Origin of the sequence: Pseudomonas sp. GM55 (assembly GCF_000282395.1) — a bacterium.
Lineage (GTDB): Bacteria > Pseudomonadota > Gammaproteobacteria > Pseudomonadales > Pseudomonadaceae > Aquipseudomonas > Aquipseudomonas fluorescens_CC.
Genome location: NZ_AKJJ01000101.1, coordinates 40,414 through 56,398, shown reverse-complemented (window position 1 = coordinate 56,398; position 15,985 = coordinate 40,414). Strand labels below are relative to the sequence as shown.

Below are 15,985 nucleotides of genomic sequence, written 5' to 3'. Positions count from 1 at the left end.
CTGTAGGAGCCGGCTTGCCGGCGATGGCACTCTTAAGGACGCTATCGCCGGCAAGCCGGCTCCTACAAGTCCAATTTATCTTTAGCTTGTTCGCATCAGGTCGGTGCGTGCCCTTCCATCGCCGCCTTGTAAATCGAGTTCCTGGGGTGCGCAAACAACCGCTCCATCATCGGCTCGAAAAAGCTCAATGGCAGCGTGTCGTATTCCGGGTCAAACGCCGCCGCATCGTAGCTGGCACAGAACTCGACGGTCGCGTGGTACTGCGGATGGTCCTGGAATTGTTCACGCAGATGCCGATCCATGCCCAGGTGATGGAAAAAGTAGTAGCCCTGGAAAATCCCGTGCTTTTCCACCATCCACAAGTTCTCGGCGCTGACGAACGGCTTGAGGATCGCCGCCGCGATGTCCGGGTGGTTGTAGGAGCCCAGGGTGTCGCCGATGTCATGGAGCAGGGCGCAGACCACGTATTCTTCGTCACGGCCATCGCGCCAGGCGCGGGTGGCGGTTTGCAGGGAGTGGGTGAGGCGATCCACCGGGAACCCGCCAAAATCACCCTCCAGTAACTTCAGGTGCGCCACAATCCTTGTCGGCAATTGTCGCGCGTAGGCACTGAAGTCCGCGGCGATGATCGCCCAGTCCTCCTGCGTGCCGTCCTTCATGTGGGTGAAGCGGGCATTGGCATTCATGGGTGACTCTCTTGTGACTGAGGTTATCTAGAACGGAACGCGTCCCAGAACCATGTCCCGGTACATGACAAAATCGCCGAGCAGGCTATAGACGGGGTGTTGGAACGTTGCCGGGCGGTTCTTCTCGAAGAAGAAATGCCCGACCCAGGCAAAGCTGTAACCTGCCACAGGCAGGGCCCACAACAGCATCCAAACCCCGCGACCAATGGTCAGTGCCAGAATCAAGATAACCAGTGTCGTGCCGATAAAGTGTAGGCGGCGGCAGGAACTGTTGCTGTGCTCGCTGAGGTAGTACGGGTAAAACTCGGCAAAGCTGTTGAAGCGTTTGATGTTTTCCACGACTGCGATCTCTGTGGTTATTGTTCTGGCAGCAAGTTGTTCTGCGGGTAGCTTATTTGAGTCTAGAGTGATCAATGGCATCAGGCAGTGACAATAGGCGCCACTTTAATATCCTTCGGTCAATAGCCGTAGCATGCGGCTCACCATGTAAGAAAACGCCATGAGCGAACGAACGACTTCTGCAAGCTGGGCGATGGGGATTGTCAAAGCGCTGGAGATGGACGGCCTGGATTGCCGGGTTCTGTTCAAACAGCTGGGACTCGACTACGCGGCACTGGATGATCCGGATGCACGCTTTACGCAGGATTCCATGACACGGCTGTGGCAACGCGCGGTCGATCTGTCCGGCAACCCGGCCATCGGCCTGAACATGGGCAAGGTGGTGCGGCCGGCGCAGTTTCATGTGGCGGGTTACGCCTTGATGTCCAGCCAGACCCTGGGCGAAGGCTTTCAGCGACTGGTGCGCTATCAGCGCATCATCGCCGAAAGTGCCGACCTGAGTTTCAAGCTGCTGGAAGAAGGCTACGCGCTGATTCTGACGGTACATGGCGACCATCTGCCGCCGACCCGGCAAAGCGCCGAAGCTTCAATGGCCTGTGCCTTGGCACTGTGCGGCTGGTTGACCGGGCGTACACTGCAGCCACGCAAAGTGTTGTTGCAAGGCGCCGAGCCGGCCGATCTGGAACCCTATAAACAAGCCTTCCATGCACCGCTGGTGTTCAATGCGCCATACGATGCGCTGATATTCGAACGCGCGGACATGGAAGCGCCGCTGCCGACGGCCAACGAAGCCATGGCGTTGCTGCATGACCGATTTGCCGGCGAGTACCTGGCGCGCTTTTCCGAAAGCCGCGTGACCCACAAGGCACGGCAAGTGTTGTGCCGCCTGTTGCCCCAGGGCGAGCCCAAGCGCGACACCGTGGCGCAGGCGCTGCACCTTTCCCAGCGCACCTTGCAACGGCGCTTGCAGGAGGAGGGCACGAGTTTTCAGGCGTTGCTCGACGACACACGGCGCGAACTGGCCGAGCAGTACCTGGCGCAACCGAACATGACCTTGCTGGAAATTGCCTACTTGCTGGGGTTCGCCGATCCGAGCAACTTCTTCCGCGCTTTCCGCCGCTGGTTCGCTGCCACACCCGGCGAGTACCGGATGCGGCTGCTGCAAACATCTGAAGCGGTCAATGACGCCAGAATGCCGGAATACACAGCACAAACACCGTAATGATCTCCAGTCGGCCCAGCAGCATGCCGAACGAGAGAATCCACTTGGCGGCATCCGGCAGGGTGGCGAAGTTGCCCGCCGGGCCAATGGTTTCGCCGAGTCCCGGACCGACACCGGACACGGTACTGGCCGCGCCGGTGAGGGCGGTCATCCAATCCACGCCGAGCAGCGACAGCAACAGCGCAATCACGCAGATGGTGATTGCAAAGAAGAACGAAAAGGTCAGGATCGAACGCACGATTTCTTCGTCGAGGCGGTGACCGTTGTACTTCTGCTTGATCACCGCCCGCGGGTGAATCAGCTGGTTAAGGTTGGCCTTGAGCAGGATATAGGCCACCTGGAAGCGGAAAATCTTGATTCCGCCCGCGGTCGAGCCGGAGCAACCGCCGACAAATCCCAGATAGAAGAACAGCATCAGCGAGAAATTGCCCCACAGGCTGTAGTCCCCCAGTGCGAAACCGGTTGTCGTCACCACCGACGTCACGTTCAGCGCCACATGCCGCAACGCCTCCAGCCAATGCAGCTGGGTAGTCCACCAATACCAGGTGCCGAGCACCAGCCAGGTCACCAGCAGCATGCCGAGCAGGCCTTGAACCTGTTCGTCCTTGATCAGCGCCCGACGGTTTCCACGCAGCGTGGCGACATACAGGGTGAACGGCAGGGCACCGAGAATCATGATGACGATCGCGACCCAATGTACCGCCGGTTGCGTCCACTTGGCCAAAGACTGGTCAGATGTCGAGAAACCGCCGGTGGAAATCGCCGACATCGCATGGTTGATGGCGTCGAACAGGCTCATCCCGGCCCACCAGAATGCCAGGCTGCCGACAATGGTAATGCCGACGTAGGTCGCCACGATCAGCCGCGCCACCATGTGCGAGCGGGGCATGACTTTTTCCGAGCGGTCCGACGATTCGGTCTGGAACAGCCGCATGCCACCGATGCGCAACAGCGGCAGGATCGCCACCGCCATGCCGATAAAGCCGATGCCGCCGAGCCAGTGCAGCAACGAGCGCCACATCAGGATGCCGGGGGACATGGTGTCCAGGCCGCTGAGCACGGTTGCGCCAGTGGCGGTGATGCCGGACATGCTTTCGAAGAATGAGTCGGTGTAGCTGATGTGCTGGGTCAGCAGGAACGGCAGCGCGGCGAAGATGCACACCACCAGCCAACTGCTGACAGTCAGCAGGTACATGTCCCGGGGGCGCAGGTGAATGTGTTCCGGGCGACCGGGAATCACCAGCGCAAGGCCGGCGACAAAGGTGATCATGCTGGCCCAGAGGAACGACGGCAGATCGCCAGTGCGGTCGAAAATGACCAGCGTGGCCATGGGGATGACCATGGAGATCGCCAGCGTGATCAGGAAGATGCCGATGATGAAACCAATGATCCGTAAGGTCGGCAACGCCATGAGGTCCGCTCGGCTGATAGGGGAAAGGGCGCCATTCTACCCGCGAGGCGGGGCATGTAAACCGGCACTGCTGCGGCAGTTACAGCTAGAATAGCCGCACAAATTTTTCAGGAGGTGGCCGATGCAGGCTCTCGACGCTTTGCTCAACCGTGTTTCCGTTCCACGACTGATTGACCCTGCACCCACTGCCGAGCAGCGCGAGGTGCTGTTCGGCGCCGCCATGCGCGCCCCGGATCACGGTCACTTGCAGCCTTGGCGTTTCCTGACGGTCGAAGGCGCGGCGCGCGAGCAAATGGGCGAGTTGCTGGCCGAAGCGGCGAAGCTTTCGGACAGCGAAGTCAGCGAAGCGGCCATCGACAAGGCGCGCAGTGGTCCACTGCGTGCCCCGCTGGTGGTGGTGGTGATCGCGCGGTTGCAGGATCACGTCAAGTATCCTAAGTCCGAGCAGTTGCTGGCGGCGGGCTGTGCGGCCCACGGGATTTTGCTCGCGGCCTATGCCCAGGGCATTGGCGCGGTGTGGCGTACCGGTGACCTGGCCTATTCGGCGCATGTGGCCAAGGGTTTGGGCCTGGCGGAGGGGGAAGAGGTGATTGCCTTCCTGTATTTGGGCACACCGCAGAAAGAACCGCGCGTGGCCGAGAAAGTCGACCTGGCCGAGTTCGTCAGTGCCTGGCCAGGCAATCACTGAGTACACCAATCCTCTGTGGGAGCAAGCCCGCTCCCACAGGTTTCAGGGCTGGACAACAGCCCCCGGCAGCAAGGGCAATTCCAGACTGGCAATGAACCCGCCCTCCGGGTGATTGGCTAGCACCAGGCTTCCCCCATGTCGCTCCGCCGCGCGGCGGGCGATGGCCAGGCCCAGGCCGTGTCCGGCCGCTGTCTGCCCCGGTGCCCGATAGAACGGCTCACCGAGCTGGCTCAAATGTTCGGCACTGACCCCGGGCCCGTGGTCGCGCACGGTCACGACGATCCGCTCACCCTGACGCAGCGCCTGCATTTCGATCGGCAGGCCTCCCACCGGATTGAAGCGCTGGGCGTTGCGCAGCAAATTGTCGACGGCCCGCTCGATCATGGTCGGCCAGCCCTTCAGATTCAGTTGCGACTCGGCTTCGAGGTGGACGAGTTGCTCGGGTGAACTGAGTTGCGCATCCTTTTGCAGGGTATTGAGCAAGGCATTCAGATCCACCTCTTCCGCACTGGCGTTATCGGAGTCGACCCGGGCCAGTACCAGGATTTCGCTGATCAACGCTTCCAGTCGGTCGCACTCACGGGTCAGGCGCGGCCAGAGCTGTTCCCGTTCTTGCGGGGTGGCTCGTTCGGCCAGTGCCAGCGCGATACGCAGGCGGGCGAGGGGCGAACGCAGTTCGTGGGACACATCCCGCAGCAATTGCCGCTGACTGCCAATCAGGCTTTGCAGACGTGCGCCCATGCGGTTGAAGTCGTTGGCCAGCACGCCAAACTCATCGCGACGATTGGACAGTTTGACCAGGCTGGTCTGTTGATAAGCGGTTTGTCCCAGGTCATGCACCGCTCCGCGCAGGCGGCTGAGCGGGCGAGTGATGGAAAAGGTCACCAGCAGGCTGAACAGGGTCAGCACAACCAGGGCGATCCCCAGTGCGCTGAGCGGCCAGAGCAGGCTCTCGCGGTGCCAGGCGTCCAGTTCCGGGTGTGGGATGCGGTAGATGAACAGGTAGGTGTCGCCGGTTTTTTCGCTGGTGAATTCATCGGTCAGACGCCGCCATGGCAGGCGCCGGTCTTCATTGTTCTGTCGCGCCTCAAAGGCTGCCGCACGTTTCGGAAAGGTGCCGCGCACAACCGGGTCGCCGCTTTCGTTAAGCACCTGAACGTCGATGTGATACTGGCGTTTACGTTGCTGGAGAATGTCCTGGGCGGCGTCTTCGCCCTGGCTTTCGTAGGTTTGCGTCCACTCTTCGGCCAGCGTGTTGAGGCCCGGGTGGCGGCTGAGAATCCATGCGTCCTGGTTGAGCATGTGCCCGAGCAGGATGGAAAGCCCTGCAACCAGAGCGATGGCCAGCCAGAAGCTGGCCAGGATACGCCAGAACAATGAACGCACGGAAAATCCTCAAGCGAACGTAACCCTCTATGTAGGAGCGAGCTTGCTCGCGAAAAACGAATGGATGACACGTGCCGCCTGATGCCGCGCGTTATCGTTGACGTCAATCGCGAGCAAGCTCGCTCCTACAGGATTGGTGTGGTGTCAGACCCAACGGTGTTCAGCCGTCGGGTCCAGGGTCAGCGCATTATTGCGCTTTTTGCGGATGTTGCGCTTTCCAGGCTTTGAACTCAGCCCACTCGGCGCGACGTTCAGCCTGTTTTTTCTGGATCTCGTCGAATTTCTTCTGTTGATCCGGTTTCAGCACGGCACGCACGTCAGCTTCGGCTTTCTGGTGCTTGGCCGCCATTTCGTCCTTCATGGCTTTCTGGTCGGCTGGCGAGAGTTTCTCCAGGTACTTCTCGACCAGTTGCTTACGCTCGTGCATCTGCTCGCCCATGATCTTGCGGATCTGCTCGCGCTGTTCGCGGCTCAGGTCCAGTTGACTGTACGGGCCTTTGCCGTGCATGCCGTGCATCTGACCGCCGTGGCGCGATCCGTCAATCGGCCCGTCCATCGGGCCCGTGCCTTCAGGCATGGCCATGGCAACGGTCGGCAGGGCAGCAGCGAACATCAGGGCGATAAGAGTCTTGCGCATGGTGTATCTCCTTGTCTCGTTCCCGGTACGTTCCGGATGAGTACAGATTACGCAGATCAAGGTCAGCGGCGGTCAGCGAAGCGTAAAGCTTGGGTAAAGATGATTTTGCCTGTACCTGACAAAACACCCCTGTAGGAGCTGGCTTGCCAGCGAAGACGTCCGAAAGGACAACATAAAATTCAAGGCCCCCTTCGCCGGCAAGCCGGCTCCTACAGTTGTTCAGAGGCTGTAGTAGTAACCGCGGCTGCGCAGGGCGACGATGCGCGGGCGGCCATCGGGGTGTGGGCCGATCTTCTTGCGCAGGTTGCTGACGTGCATGTCCAGGCTGCGGTCGTACAGGGTCAGCTTGCGACCGAGGGCGATCTGCGCCAGTTCCTGTTTGTCCAGGGGCTCGCCGGGCTGCTTGAGCAGCGCTTCCAGCAGGCGGCTTTCGGAAACGGTGAGGGTGAACTCCTGCTCGTCGATGCTGACCACCCCGCGTACCGGGCTGAAACACAGGTCACCCAGTTCCATCTGGCTGGACACCGCCGCCGGGTGGCTACGACGCAAGACTGCGCGCAGGCGGGCGGTCAGTTCCCGTGGATCGCAGGGCTTGGCCAGGTAATCGTCGGCGCCCAGTTCCAGGCCGAGGATCCGGTCCAGGGGCTCGCCCCGTGCCGAAAGCATCAGCACCGGCAAATCCGGGTGATCGCTGCGCAACTGCTTGAGCAGTTCCAGGCCGCTGCCATCGGGCAACATTACATCCAGCACCACGGCGGCGGGGGCGGTTTCGGCCAGCGCGCGGCGTGCGCTCTGGCCGTCGTGACAGGCACGCACCTGAAATCCTTCCTGGCTCAGCCAACTGCTCAGAAGCTCACACAGCTCCTGGTCATCATCAATCAGTAACAGCTCGCTCATGACTCACTCAATTTAGCCATTGTCGACGTTTTCGACTTGCTCCACTGGCGAAGATACCGCAGAGCAGAGCCAATAGCGCTACCCCGGCACCAATGACAAACCATTGTTGCTGGTCGGTCAGCAGGCGCGGCAGCGGACTGCTGGCCTGGGTTTCCTTGAGTTGCAGCTTCAAACGCTGGTTCTCCTGGCGCAACCGGGCCAGCAGCGGGCTTTCGCGTTCGCCATCGGCAGTTTGCAGTTGTTTGCTCAATTCTTCCCGTTGCCGTTCGCTTTCTTTCAAGCGTTGCTGCAACTCGGTGATCTGGCCGCCGGCGCTCAGGGAAAGCGGCGTCGAATTACCGCCCTCGGCGCTTTCTTCACCCTGGGCGGGTGCCACGACCGACAACGTGACCAACATCAGACACAACGGACCCTTGCGCATCGCGACTCCTGATTCCAATACGAGTATTGGGCAGGTTGTCGGCCGGCAAACGAGAATAATGAGCGATTGAGAACGCGATGAACCGACAAGGTTCATCGCGTGGGGACGTTTTACGGTAGAACTTGCTTGAACGGCTTGACCAGAACGTTGGCGTAGACGCCCGCGGCGATGTACGGATCAGCGTCTGCCCAGGCCTGGGCGGCGCTCAGGGAGTCGAACTCGGCAACGATCAGGCTGCCGGTGAAACCCGCCGCACCCGGATCATTGCTGTCGACGGCCGGGTGTGGGCCGGCCAATACGATGCGACCTTCGCCCTTGAGCGCTTGCAGGCGCTCGAGGTGCGCAGGCCGTGCGGCCAGGCGGGCTTCCAGGGAGTTGGCGACGTCTGTGGCAATGATTGCGTAAAGCATGTCAGTCCTCGGTTTTTGGCGTAGTAGTGTCGGCATCGTGCAGATGGCGGGACAGGTAGATGCCCTGGCCGACCAGGAACAGCAAAGTCATGCCCAGGCTGCCGAAGACCTTGAAGTCGACCCAGTAGCTCTGGAAGGTGAACGCGACAAACAGGTTGGCGCCGCCGCAAAACAGGAAGAAGGCGATCCAGGCGATGTTCAGGCGCGTCCAGACCGGCTCCGGCAAGGTCAGCGCGTGGCCCATGATGCGTTTGATCAGCAGGCTGTCGCCGACGAAGTGGCTGCCAATGAACGCCAGGGCAAACAGCCAGTTGACCACCGGAGCTTTCCACTTCAGGAATGTCTCGCTGTGGAACGCCAGGGTCAGGCTGCCAAAGACCAGGCAGGCGATCAGGGTCAGCCACTGGCTCTTCTCCAGCTTGCGCTGTTTGATGAACAGCGTGCCGTAGACCACCAGGGAACTGACGATCAACATCGCGGTGGCGCTGTAAATACCGCCTACAGTGACCTCATGGCCGGCGATGTCGACGACCCGTGGATCGGTTTTGAAGACGATGAAAAACAGCAGGAGCGGGATGAAATCGATGAATTGTTTCACAGTGGCAGCCAGAAGCAGGATGTGGCGGCATAATAACAAACATACGGGCGCGCGATAGCGCCAGCTGATTTGAGGTTACAAAGCCCTGTGAATGTTGATTTGCACTGCCATAGCACGGCCTCCGATGGCGCCCTGGCGCCTGCGGTTCTGGTGGCGCGCGCGTTCGAGAAGGGCGTGCAAGTCCTGGCCTTGACCGATCACGACACCCTTGAAGGCCTCGACGAGGCCCGGCATGCGGCGACCGCGCTGGGGATGCAACTGGTCAATGGCGTCGAATTGTCCTGCACCTGGGGCGGCGCGACCATTCATGTCCTGGGCTACGGTTTTGACGTGAACGCCGCACCGTTGGTCGAGGCCATCGCCAGATTGCATGATGGCCGTTGGCTGCGCTCCGAGGAAATCAGCCGCAAACTGGCGTTGAAAGGCATGCCGGGGGCGCTGGACGGCGCCCGGGAGATCCAGCAGGAGCTGGGTGACAGCGGTAACGCGCCGGCCCGCCCGCATTTCGCCGACTGGATGGTGCGTGAAGGTTTCGTCAAGGATCGTGCCGAGGCGTTCCGCAAATGGCTGGGCGCCGGCAAGCTGGGCGACGTCAAGCAACACTGGCCGACCCTGGAGGAAACCGTCGAAACCCTGCGCGCGGCCAAGGCCTGGGTCAGTCTGGCGCATCCCTGGCACTACGAATTTACCCGAAGCAAGCGTCGTCGCCTGATTGCCGACTATATTCAAGCAGGGGGCCACGCCATCGAAGTGGTCAATGGCTATCAGCCTGCCGAGCAAGTGGGCAGCCTGGCCATTCTGGCCCGCGAGTTCGGTCTGCTGGTCAGTGCCGGCAGTGATTTTCATGGCCCAGGAGGCTGGTCGGAAATCGGTGAATACCGGCCCGTCCCGGAGGATCTGCCACCGCTATGGTGTCGATTCAAACATGACCCAGTTATTGCCGCCGTCTGAACAGGTAGAGAATGTGAGTCAATTTTTCCAGATTCATCCGGAAAACCCGCAAGCGCGCCTGATCAAACAGGCGGTCGAGATCATCCGCAAGGGCGGGGTGGTGATTTATCCCACGGACTCTTCCTACGCCATTGGTTGCCAGATCGGCGACAAAGTGGCTGTGGAGCGCGTGCGACGTTTGCGCGGGCTGGATGAAAAGCATAACTTCGCGCTGATTTGCTGCGACCTGTCGCAGCTGGGGCTGTTTGCCAAGATCGACACTGGCACGTTCCGCTTGCTCAAGGCCCACTTGCCGGGACCGTACACATTCATTCTCAACGCCACCCGCGAAGTACCGCGACTGCTGCTGCACCCGAAAAAACGCACCATCGGCCTGCGGGTGCCAAGCCATCCGATTGCCCTGGCACTGCTGGAGCAGCTCGGCGAGCCGTTGATGAGCGTGAGTCTGATCATGCCCGGTGAAACCGACCCTATGTATGATCCCCATGAAATGCGCCAGCTGCTCGAACACCAGGTCGATCTGATCATCGACGGTGGTTTCGGCGGGATCAAGGCGTCCACCGTGATCAACCTCGCCGACGGCGAGCCGGAAGTCATTCGCGTTGGTTGCGGCGACCCTGCGCCGTTCATGGTCGAAGCCTAGATGTCCGCAGTAGAACCCGTCGACAGTCAGGCCGGAGCCCAGCAGGAACTACCCTTCGCCATGGTCTACGGCCAGGCGGTCATGGAAATGCCGCTGGACCTGTACATCCCGCCGGATGCCCTCGAGGTCTTCCTCGAGGCGTTCGAAGGCCCGCTCGACCTGCTGCTGTACCTGATCCGCAAACAGAACATCAACATCCTCGACATCCCGGTGGCGGAAATCACTCGCCAGTACATGGGCTACGTCGAGTTGATGCAGTCGGTGCGCCTCGAGCTGGCCGCCGAGTACCTGGTGATGGCCGCGATGCTGGCCGAGATCAAGTCGCGGATGCTGCTGCCGCGGGCCGAAACCGTCGAAGACGAAGAGGAAGACCCGCGCGCCGAACTGATCCGTCGCTTGCAGGAGTACGAGCGTTTCAAGGCTGCTGCCGAGGGCATCGACGGTCTCAGTCGCGTCGGTCGCGATGTCGTCGTGCCCAAGCTTGATGCACCGGAGGCGCGGGCACGCAAGCTGCTGCCGGACGTACGCTTGTCCGAGTTGCTGTTGTCCATGGCCGAGGTGTTGCGCCGTGGCGACATGTTCGAAAGCCATCAGGTCAGCCGCGAGGCACTGTCGACCCGCGAGCGCATGAGCGATGTGCTGGAACGCCTCAAGGGCGGCGGTTTCGTGCCGTTTGTCGAGCTGTTCACCGCTGAAGAAGGGCGCCTGGGCGTGGTGGTGACCTTTATGGCGATCCTTGAATTGGTCAAGGAATCCCTGGTCGAGCTGGTGCAGAATGAGCCATTTGCCGCGATTCACGTGCGAGCCCGAGCCGAATAACGAGTTGAATCATGAACCTGACCGAACCCCGCGAGCTGGCGCCATTGCTTGAAGCCTTTCTGTTGGCCTCGGGAAAGCCGCAATCCCTGGAAAGCCTGTTCGAACTCTTCGAAGAAGGCGAGCGCCCCGAGCCGCCGGTCTTCAAGAAGGCCCTGACGATTCTGGCGAAGTCCTGCGATGGCCGCGCCTTTGAACTGAAGGAAGTGGCCTCGGGGTATCGCCTGCAAATTCGCGAGAAATTTGCCCCGTGGGTCGGGCGTCTGTGGGAAGAGCGCCCGCAGCGCTATTCCCGCGCCATGCTGGAAACCATGGCCCTGATCGCCTATCGCCAGCCGATCACCCGGGGCGAGATCGAAGACGTGCGGGGCGTGGCGGTCAACAGCAACATCGTCAAGACGCTGATGGAGCGCGAGTGGATCCGCATCGTCGGCTACCGTGACGTACCCGGCAAACCGGCCATGTTCGCCACCACCAAGGCATTCCTTGATCACTTCAACCTGAAAAACCTCGACGACCTGCCGCCGCTGGCGGAACTGCGTGAGCTGGAACCGGATCCGGTGCTCGATTTCGACGACGCCCCCGTACCCGCCGGTCTGCAAGAATTGGCCGACGCCAGCGCCGAGCCGGAAGAGCCGAAGGAAGAAACCAGTTTCCACACGCTGTTGCTGGAGCTGGACAGCATGGAGGAGGGGCTCAAGACCGACTTCGACGACTTGCTGCGTGATGGCGCTTCTCCTGAGTTCGATCCGGAACAGTCGGTTATCGAACCAGAAGTCGAAGCGACACAGCCCGAGCCAGAACCGGAAGGCGGGCCAGAGCCCGAAATCGAGCCGGAGCAAGAAGACGATATCCTCGGCGTTGCCGAAGCCCGGGAAAAGCTCCTGGCTGCCGTGGCTGCCCTCGAACAGCCGAAACCCGAGCCGCAGCGGTCGGACGAAGAGGCTGAAGCCCAGGCCCTGGCGGAAGCCATCGAAGCAGAACGCCGCCAATTCGAGGACTGACACCGATCCTGTAGGAGCGAGCTTGCTCGCGATGGTCGTGAACGATGACGCGCACATCCGGATGCCCGTGGCGCCATTGTGTTTTTCGCGAGCAAGCTCGCTCCTACAGGGGGTTGTGATCGCCGAATGATCAAGCTGAGTGTCACCGGCCGGCGGAAAAACAAATAACCTTGCATTGATCAGCTAGTCTCTGATGCGCAAACGCCCTCATGCGCGTATGATTCGCGACCCTTCGGCGATCCCTTCGCCCAAGTACCCAGTTTTCAGACCACACCGGGAGGTGCCCAGATGAGTATCAAAGACCAGCAAGACGACCAGCCAATCGGCCCAGCAGGCGAAAAACTGCAGAAAGTCCTCGCCCGTATCGGCGTCGGCTCGCGCCGTGACGTGGAAGCCTGGATCAGCCACGGCCGGATCAAGGTCAACGGCAAAGACGCCACCCTTGGCCAGCGCGTCGACATGCACGACGCCATCACCATCGATGGCAAGGTGATCAAACGCGAAGAGGCCGCCGAATCGGTCCGCCGCGTGATCATGTACAACAAGCCCGACGGCGAGATCTGCACCCGTGTCGACCCGGAAGGCCGCCCAACCGTGTTCGACAAGCTGCCGCGTCCGAAAGAGGGCCGCTGGATCAACATCGGCCGCCTCGACATCAACACCACCGGTTTGCTGATGTTCACCACCGACGGTGAACTGGCCAACCGCTTGATGCACCCGTCCTACGAGATGGATCGCGAGTACGCCGTGCGTGTACGCGGTGAAGTCGATGACGAGATGATCGAGCGCCTGAAGGCCGGTGTTGTCCTCGAAGACGGTCCGGCGCGTTTCACCGACATCCAGCAGGCACCGGGCGGCGAAGGTTTCAACCACTGGTACCACTGCGTGGTAATGGAAGGTCGTAACCGTGAAGTACGTCGCCTGTGGGAATCCCAGGGCCTGGTGGTCAGCCGTCTGAAGCGCGTGCGTTTCGGTCCGGTGTTCCTCAACTCTGACCTGCCGATGGGCCGCTGGCGCGAAATGAGCCAGTACGAAGTCGACGTCCTCAGCGCGGAAGTCGGCCTGACCCCGGTGGCCATGCCGCAACTGAACGCCAAGAGCAAAGACAAGCTCGACCGGATGCAACGCAAGTCGTCGCGGCCGATGGCCAGGACCGAACGTGTACGCACCCTGCGTCCAGCGCATAGCGGACCTGCAGCCCCGCGTGAAAACCGCGAGCCGCAGATCGAAGGCGAGCGCCCAGGGCGCAAGCCTGCAGCGCGTCAGGACGGCGAACGCGGTCCACGCACGCCACGTCCGGCCAATGGCCGTACTGAGCGTGGCGAAGGTCGAGGTACACCGGTAGCCGATCGTCCGGCTGACACCAAGCGTCCGGCCAAGCCGGCGCCGAAGCGTCCGGGGATCAAACTGGTCGACGGTGACACGCCATCGGGCAAGCGCCGTGGCGCACCGGCCGGTTCCGGCCAGCGTCCGGGCTTTGGTCGGCGTAAGCCGGAGTGAGGCAGCAGTAAGCTTCAAGCTGTAAGCGACAAGTTAAAAACGCCAACCTTCGGGTTGGCGTTTTTTTTGGTCCGGCGTTAGCGATGGGGTGTTTTCAAGGGCCCCATCGCGGGCAAGCCCGCTCCCACAGGAGACCGGGTAGTTCTGGAGAAACACGATCCACTGTGGGAGCGGGCTCGCCCGCGAAGGCGCCAGTCGCAGCACAGAGATGTCCGAAGTGGAAAGCCAGAATTACGCTCTGTAAGGAAAACCTGACGATATCTACGGATTAACCCCATGAAATCGCAGCTTCTCGAATGTCGTAAGAAAATTCTTACGCGCCATTGCCTTACGCCTTTTCCCCGACGCTCTAGACCGCTTGTTTCACCGCTCCATGCAGGGTGTTATGCGCGCCATGCCTGTCGTGCAGGTGCATAACAAAAAGGAGGCGCAATGAACGCCGCAATCCGTTTCCATCTCTCTGCGAGAGGCGGTTTTCCTGCCTTTCCCGTCGATGATCTGCAAGGGTCTGACCCATTTTTTGCAGCCGCCCGAACCTCTCGGGGCGGACACAGGCAATCCCGGCCATAGACGCGCTTGTCCAGCGGGTCTGGCAGCAGGGGGTTACAGGTGTACAATGCGCCGCGTTTTACCTGTGACCTCCTGCGCATCAGCGCAAACCTCAAGGCTATCCGCTTTGTTCACTCCGTCGCGTCACGAGCGTGTCGGGTTCGATTTCGTCACAGATAAAAACAAACAGGTGACGCATGACCGTTGTAAATACGCTGAACTCCTGGTGCTTGCGCTGGGGTTTGATCGGTGCCGCTTAACGGATTTCCTGAGCAGCAACGTCTACTGAACATCATCAAACCTTGCGTGAGACCCTTTTCATGAGTGGACAACACCCGCAATCAGGCGAGCTGAAACGCGGCCTGAAAAATCGCCACATTCAATTGATCGCCCTTGGTGGCGCGATCGGTACCGGCTTGTTCCTCGGCTCGGCCGGGGTACTGAAATCCGCCGGCCCGTCGATGATCCTCGGCTACGCCATCTGCGGCTTCATCGCCTTCATGATCATGCGCCAGCTGGGCGAAATGATCGTCGAAGATCCGGTGGCCGGTTCCTTCAGCCACTTCGCGCACAAGTACTGGGGCGGCTTTGCCGGCTTCCTGTCGGGCTGGAACTGCTGGATTCTGTACATTCTGGTGGGCATGTCCGAGCTGACCGCGGTCGGCAAGTACATCCACTACTGGGCGCCGGACATCCCGACCTGGGCCTCCGCAGCGGCCTTCTTCGTGCTGATCAACGCCATCAACCTGGCCAACGTCAAAGTCTTTGGCGAGGCCGAGTTCTGGTTCGCGATCATCAAGGTCGTGGCAATCGTCGGCATGATTGCCCTGGGCAGCTACCTGCTGGTCAGTGGCAATGGCGGCCCGCAAGCAGCGGTCAGCAACCTGTGGTCCCACGGTGGCTTCTTCCCTAACGGTGTCACAGGTCTGGTGATGGCCATGGCTTTCATCATGTTTTCCTTCGGCGGCCTGGAAATGCTCGGCTTCACCGCAGCCGAAGCCGACAAGCCGAAAACCGTGATCCCGAAAGCCATCAACCAGGTGATCTACCGGATCCTGATTTTCTACATCGGTGCACTGGTGATCTTGCTGTCGTTGACCCCTTGGGACAGCCTGCTGACCACCCTGAACGCCTCCGGTGATTCCTACAGCGGCAGTCCGTTCGTGCAGGTGTTCTCGATGCTGGGCAGCAACACCGCTGCGCACATCCTCAACTTCGTGGTCCTGACCGCGGCGTTGTCGGTGTACAACAGCGGCACCTACTGCAACAGCCGCATGCTGCTGGGCATGGCCGAGCAGGGCGATGCGCCAAAAGGCCTGGCGAAGATCGACAAGCGTGGCGTGCCAGTGCGTTCGATCCTGGCTTCGGCGGCCGTGACCCTGATCGCGGTACTGCTGAACTACCTGGTGCCGCAAAACGCGCTGGAACTGCTCATGTCGCTGGTGGTGGCCACCCTGGTGATCAACTGGGCGATGATCAGCTACTCGCACTTCAAGTTCCGCCAGCACATGAACAAGACCCGCCAGACGCCGCTGTTCAAGGCCCTGTGGTACCCGTACGGCAACTACATCTGCCTGGCGTTCGTGGTGTTCATCCTTGGCGTGATGCTGTTGATTCCGGGAATTCAGACATCGGTGTATGCGATTCCGGTGTGGCTGGTGTTCATGTGGGTCTGCTACGGCATCAAGAACAAGCGCAGTGCGCAACATGCGTTGCAGGCTGCCGGCGCTTCGGTGAAGTAAACGCAGAGCGCAGTAACAACAAACCCGGCCATGTGCCGGGTTTGTTGTTTTCATGGCCCACACAAATCCCTTTGTGGGAGCGGGC

17 protein-coding genes are annotated in these 15,985 nt (G+C 60.8%); 8 read left to right on the top strand and 9 right to left on the bottom strand.

Annotation, left to right across the window (positions count from 1 at the left end; translation table 11 throughout):
- Nucleotides 1–95: 95 nt before the first annotated feature.
- The gene (locus tag PMI31_RS23465) at nt 96–686 is read right to left on the bottom strand and encodes an HD domain-containing protein (RefSeq protein WP_008021391.1); all 591 of its coding nucleotides are present in this window, start codon (nt 684–686) and stop codon (nt 96–98) included.
- Between the two features lie 27 nt (nt 687–713).
- A complete protein-coding gene (locus tag PMI31_RS23460; protein ID WP_008021390.1) occupies nt 714–1,025 on the bottom strand; it encodes a DUF962 domain-containing protein in 312 nt (103 codons plus the stop codon).
- Between the two features lie 160 nt (nt 1,026–1,185).
- Here PMI31_RS23460 and PMI31_RS23455 point away from each other — a divergent pair, with 160 nt between their 5' ends.
- Nucleotides 1,186–2,247, top strand: a complete 1,062-nt coding sequence (locus PMI31_RS23455; protein ID WP_081500347.1) for an AraC family transcriptional regulator — start codon at nt 1,186–1,188, stop codon at nt 2,245–2,247.
- Here the strand turns inward: PMI31_RS23455 and PMI31_RS23450 are convergent.
- The gene (locus tag PMI31_RS23450) at nt 2,204–3,658 is read right to left on the bottom strand and encodes a TrkH family potassium uptake protein (RefSeq protein WP_008021387.1); all 1,455 of its coding nucleotides are present in this window, start codon (nt 3,656–3,658) and stop codon (nt 2,204–2,206) included. The two genes, PMI31_RS23455 and PMI31_RS23450, sit on opposite strands and share 44 nt — an antisense overlap.
- A 121-nt stretch (nt 3,659–3,779) precedes the next feature.
- Here PMI31_RS23450 and PMI31_RS23445 point away from each other — a divergent pair, with 121 nt between their 5' ends.
- Nucleotides 3,780–4,346 (top strand): nitroreductase family protein, encoded by a 567-nt coding sequence (locus tag PMI31_RS23445; protein ID WP_008021386.1) that lies wholly within the window; start codon nt 3,780–3,782, stop codon nt 4,344–4,346.
- A gap of 42 nt (nt 4,347–4,388) precedes the next feature.
- On the opposite strand, the gene PMI31_RS23440 is transcribed toward PMI31_RS23445, so the two are convergent.
- The 6 genes from PMI31_RS23440 to PMI31_RS23415 form a co-directional block, all read right to left on the bottom strand.
- Entirely contained in the window at nt 4,389–5,732 is a 1,344-nt protein-coding gene (locus PMI31_RS23440) for a sensor histidine kinase (protein ID WP_008021385.1), read from the bottom strand.
- A 187-nt stretch (nt 5,733–5,919) separates the two neighbouring features.
- On the bottom strand, nt 5,920–6,369 hold the full coding sequence (locus PMI31_RS23435) for a Spy/CpxP family protein refolding chaperone (RefSeq protein WP_008021384.1): 450 nt from the start codon (nt 6,367–6,369) through the stop codon (nt 5,920–5,922).
- A gap of 219 nt (nt 6,370–6,588) precedes the next feature.
- Nucleotides 6,589–7,266 carry a response regulator transcription factor gene (locus tag PMI31_RS23430; protein WP_007984138.1) on the bottom strand — a complete coding sequence of 226 codons (678 nt, stop codon included), beginning with the start codon at nt 7,264–7,266 and terminating at the stop codon, nt 6,589–6,591.
- Between the two features lie 7 nt (nt 7,267–7,273).
- Nucleotides 7,274–7,687 carry a hypothetical protein gene (locus PMI31_RS23425; RefSeq protein ID WP_008021383.1) on the bottom strand — a complete coding sequence of 138 codons (414 nt, stop codon included), beginning with the start codon at nt 7,685–7,687 and terminating at the stop codon, nt 7,274–7,276.
- 110 nt (nt 7,688–7,797) lie between these two features.
- Nucleotides 7,798–8,097: a YciI family protein gene (locus PMI31_RS23420; protein WP_008021382.1), complete on the bottom strand. Its 300-nt coding sequence runs from the start codon at nt 8,095–8,097 to the stop codon at nt 7,798–7,800.
- Nucleotide 8,098: 1 nt separating this feature from the next.
- Nucleotides 8,099–8,695 carry a septation protein A gene (locus PMI31_RS23415; protein WP_008021381.1) on the bottom strand — a complete coding sequence of 199 codons (597 nt, stop codon included), beginning with the start codon at nt 8,693–8,695 and terminating at the stop codon, nt 8,099–8,101.
- Nucleotides 8,696–8,782: 87 nt separating this feature from the next.
- Between PMI31_RS23415 and PMI31_RS23410 the strand changes: the two genes are divergently transcribed.
- The 6 genes from PMI31_RS23410 (at nt 8,783) to PMI31_RS23385 (ending at nt 15,900) form a co-directional block, all read left to right on the top strand.
- Nucleotides 8,783–9,646, top strand: a complete 864-nt coding sequence (locus tag PMI31_RS23410) for a PHP domain-containing protein (RefSeq protein WP_008021380.1) — start codon at nt 8,783–8,785, stop codon at nt 9,644–9,646.
- Nucleotides 9,647–9,659: 13 nt separating this feature from the next.
- Nucleotides 9,660–10,289: an L-threonylcarbamoyladenylate synthase gene (locus tag PMI31_RS23405; RefSeq protein ID WP_033047950.1), complete on the top strand. Its 630-nt coding sequence runs from the start codon at nt 9,660–9,662 to the stop codon at nt 10,287–10,289.
- Nucleotides 10,290–10,349: 60 nt separating this feature from the next.
- Nucleotides 10,350–11,108, top strand: a complete 759-nt coding sequence (locus PMI31_RS23400; protein WP_172435389.1) for a segregation and condensation protein A — start codon at nt 10,350–10,352, stop codon at nt 11,106–11,108.
- Between the two features lie 11 nt (nt 11,109–11,119).
- Entirely contained in the window at nt 11,120–12,109 is a 990-nt protein-coding gene (scpB, locus tag PMI31_RS23395) for an SMC-Scp complex subunit ScpB (RefSeq protein WP_008021379.1), read from the top strand.
- 288 nt (nt 12,110–12,397) lie between these two features.
- Nucleotides 12,398–13,609: a 23S rRNA pseudouridine(2605) synthase RluB gene (rluB, locus tag PMI31_RS23390; protein WP_008021378.1), complete on the top strand. Its 1,212-nt coding sequence runs from the start codon at nt 12,398–12,400 to the stop codon at nt 13,607–13,609.
- A gap of 869 nt (nt 13,610–14,478) precedes the next feature.
- Nucleotides 14,479–15,900, top strand: coding sequence for an amino acid permease (locus PMI31_RS23385; protein WP_008021376.1), 1,422 nt, complete (start codon nt 14,479–14,481; stop codon nt 15,898–15,900).
- Nucleotides 15,901–15,985 lie beyond the last annotated feature (85 nt).